The organism is Ruegeria sp. AA3 (assembly GCF_056542905.1).
The window spans coordinates 1-2,790 of sequence record NZ_JBQGAQ010000032.1 but is presented as its reverse complement, the minus strand read 5'-3'; the positions used below and the strand labels follow the sequence as shown (position 1 = coordinate 2,790).

6 protein-coding genes are annotated in these 2,790 nt (G+C 56.0%); all 6 read left to right on the top strand.

The annotated features are described in order from the left end of the window. Positions 1 to 115 precede the first annotated feature (115 nt). Positions 116 to 403, top strand: a complete 288-nt coding sequence (locus ACR0JR_RS22245) for a hypothetical protein (protein WP_480425616.1) — start codon at positions 116 to 118, stop codon at positions 401 to 403. Next, positions 396 to 713 carry a hypothetical protein gene (locus ACR0JR_RS22240; protein ID WP_480425615.1) on the top strand — a complete coding sequence of 106 codons (318 nt, stop codon included), beginning with the start codon at positions 396 to 398 and terminating at the stop codon, positions 711 to 713. The genes ACR0JR_RS22245 and ACR0JR_RS22240 overlap by 8 nt, the downstream gene beginning before the upstream one ends. A gap of 8 nt (positions 714 to 721) precedes the next feature. Further along, positions 722 to 1,162: a hypothetical protein gene (locus ACR0JR_RS22235; RefSeq protein WP_480425792.1), complete on the top strand. Its 441-nt coding sequence runs from the start codon at positions 722 to 724 to the stop codon at positions 1,160 to 1,162. Then, positions 1,159 to 1,707 (top strand): hypothetical protein, encoded by a 549-nt coding sequence (locus ACR0JR_RS22230; RefSeq protein ID WP_480425621.1) that lies wholly within the window; start codon positions 1,159 to 1,161, stop codon positions 1,705 to 1,707. The genes ACR0JR_RS22235 and ACR0JR_RS22230 overlap by 4 nt, the downstream gene beginning before the upstream one ends. A 296-nt stretch (positions 1,708 to 2,003) precedes the next feature. Continuing rightward, a complete protein-coding gene (locus ACR0JR_RS22225) occupies positions 2,004 to 2,291 on the top strand; it encodes a hypothetical protein (RefSeq protein ID WP_480435132.1) in 288 nt (95 codons plus the stop codon). 119 nt (positions 2,292 to 2,410) lie between these two features. After that, positions 2,411 to 2,790: hypothetical protein (locus ACR0JR_RS22220; RefSeq protein ID WP_480458199.1), on the top strand; the 380-nt coding region annotated here is incomplete at its 3' end.

The following is a 2,790-nucleotide window of genomic DNA, read 5'->3' as shown; positions in this document are numbered from 1 at the left end:
CTTCACTCTTCGAGAGTCTTGCAGAACTTGCCGAAGAGATTATGGAAGCGCCCTGACCGCCCCGGCACTCACCGCAGTCTTACCACCATACCATACGATTGAAGTGGAGGCACTTATGCAAGTCACCATATTGGATCGCGCCCTGCAGCGCCGCCTTTGGGGCAACGGCTATCAAAGTATCACGCAGATTATCAAAACCGTTGAGATCACCAATACCTGTCCCTTCTGTGGCAAGCCTAGAGGGAAACCGGTGTTTCGACGCTACTGCGAGGATGGTGAGTGGTACGAAATCCAGACATGGGAGAACCCTTGTGGCCATGTCGATATGTACGACGCCGTGATCGAAGAAGCCCGCCAGCTCAAGCTTTCGCAAACCGCTACGAACGGAGGCGATCATGACTGACTTAGCGCCAGGCGACCGCAGCCGCGCCGATCCCATGGGGTGTGGCGTGGATCCGGTCGCGTACGAAAACGACACCCTGCGCGCTCCCACCGATGGCGGTGCTGCACATTGCAAGGGCTTCCTGCTCGAGGACAATCCTTTTCAGAGTGGTCGGGTTGACGACCGTTTGGCCGCAGACTGGGTTCGGGACTGGGAGGCTCGCCATCGGTTCGCGCTCGACAACGGGATGCATGCAGAAGTCGGGCGAGTGGCCTGTCTTCAGCATCTCCGCAATAGTCGCACCCGCTGGCAGGGAGGGATCGAGCCATGAGGTTCAAGATGTGGCCCCGTTTTGCCTTCGAAGACACACCCCGCAAGCGTGCCGCCTTGCGCCGCAAACAGCAGAAGGAACGCGAGGCTTTTCCATTGCTGGCCAATCAGATCGCAGAGCAGCAACCCAGTGAAGATGAGGTTATGTTCAAACGCGCAGTGGATTGGGAACGGCAAGAGAAACGCAGCCGGAAACAACGTGCCGATAAATGGCGTGAGGCAAGGTGTCTCATAGCCGCGTATTCTTCTAATGAAGCAGCCGCACTGCGCCATGCATGGAACTGTGCGCCATACCCCGCCGATCCGGTCTACCTGCTGGGTTTTCTTCATAGGTATTCCATTGGGCGCTTCACCCTTGATACCTTGCCCTTTGATCTCGTTCCGTCAGATCCGCATGGCCACCGTAAGCACCAATCCGAAATATCCGTTCTAAAAGGTCCGATGACATGACTGCAAAATCCACGGCACTTTCAAGGAAGGCCACGCGCATCTGGAAATCGGCCCAGCTCTATGTTGGGTTTCACCGCGACCAGAAGGGCAAGAAACGCGACTCCGCCAAGGTTTGGCCGCCGAAGAACGCAAATGTTACGATCCACCCAAACCCGGCCGAGCAAGAGGCTTTTGTTGTTCTGAAATCAAGCGGCAACAGTTTGTCGGGCGATGTTCAGGTCAAGTTCCGGTCTGACAAGATCATCGCGCGGCGGGACACCGATGACGGTTGGCTGGGTGTGCAGATCGAGCCGATGGCCGTTGTGGTACAGATCGCAGACGGGACGCGGATCAAGGTTTGGTATGATGGCTCTGTGACACGCGCGACGGCAGAGGATCGCACCACAATCGAACTTGATGGATCCGTATTCAAGCGTACCGAGTTCGCGCAGGCCTACATGTCTGGGGACGGTACAGAAATGGGTACCGAAACCGCCACGCACTATGCTTCGATCACAGATAGCGGAGTGCAATCCTCGCTCGACGATGACTGGCAGCCGGAGTGAAGGATTTTGGCGGAGTCAGTGTTGCAACCAAGTAGAAATGTCACCGGGTTTGCAAAGCAGAAGTGTCACCACAGAGCGCGACGGAAGCAAGGCTTAGCAGCCCGGCGACCTCAGATATCGCAGGGCTGAAAAGCCTTGCGGGGGTCAGCGGAAGGCTTTGGTCTTTCGGCTATGCCTCGACAAGTGACCAATGATTGGTTTGAGTGCACCGTGTGAATGATCTTTCCGCTACTCTGCTTCTTACCTATTCGGTAACAACGGTCCTGAAGCTGCTTTTGATATGGTTTTTGCTGAAAATGCTCGACCGTTTCACGAACGCGGGACTTGTTGTTTTGTTTGGTTTGTCGGTTTGTCTGTATCACGCGCAGGCAATTTATCGCGGCAAGTTACTATGTGACGATCCGCGTGGCTGGGTCGACTTTCCGGATCTTCCCGCGGCTGTGAACTGGGTTATCTCAGCACGCGATTGCCCCGCACCTATTGGTCAACCCTTTGATTGGGTATTTTTTAACATCACCGGTCCGATCTCGATTGCTGTGACTGTACTGCTGGTTCTACGACCTCTATCTCGATCGCGGATCTGAATGTCCCTACGACCCCTCTGTCACTGAGCGCATTCTCACTGTTTTTGAACCCATCGAATACTGAAACCCGACCGGAGCGGAAGCCCCGTGAACCAACAGGGTACGACAGGAGACAACCAATGGCATTCCAAAACGACACCAACAAAGGCAGCGTTGAAAAGATGGTGGTCAGGCTGCGGCGCATCGCGAAATCCGCCGCCTCTAACAGCGCCGATACTGATGCAATGGCAGACATGTTGCGCCCCCTTACCGACGAACTGGCCAAGATGGGCGTTCTGACAGGCGCGGATCAGATGACAGAACCGCAGCCGCCCGAGGTCGCTGCCCTGACAGCTGGTCAACGCGCTGCACTTGTCCTCGCCGATCAGGCATCGCTGAGAGAACTGATGGCTTCGCTCATCGGGCGTCTTGATCCACATGCCGACGCGTTAAAGGAAGCGCCCGGACCGCCCCGGCACACACCGCAGTCCTACCACCATTCCATACGATTGAAGTGGAG

Bases quoted from the DNA above. Each gene is read 5' to 3' on its own strand.
- ACR0JR_RS22245 (WP_480425616.1), top strand. From the start codon at position 116: ATGCAAGTCACCATATTGGATCGCGCCCTGCAGCGCCGCCTTTGGGGC.
- ACR0JR_RS22225 (WP_480435132.1), top strand. From the start codon at position 2,004: ATGCTCGACCGTTTCACGAACGCGGGACTTGTTGTTTTGTTTGGTTTG.
- ACR0JR_RS22235 (WP_480425792.1), top strand. From the start codon at position 722: ATGTGGCCCCGTTTTGCCTTCGAAGACACACCCCGCAAGCGTGCCGCC.
- ACR0JR_RS22240 (WP_480425615.1), top strand. From the start codon at position 396: ATGACTGACTTAGCGCCAGGCGACCGCAGCCGCGCCGATCCCATGGGG.
- ACR0JR_RS22230 (WP_480425621.1), top strand. From the start codon at position 1,159: ATGACTGCAAAATCCACGGCACTTTCAAGGAAGGCCACGCGCATCTGG.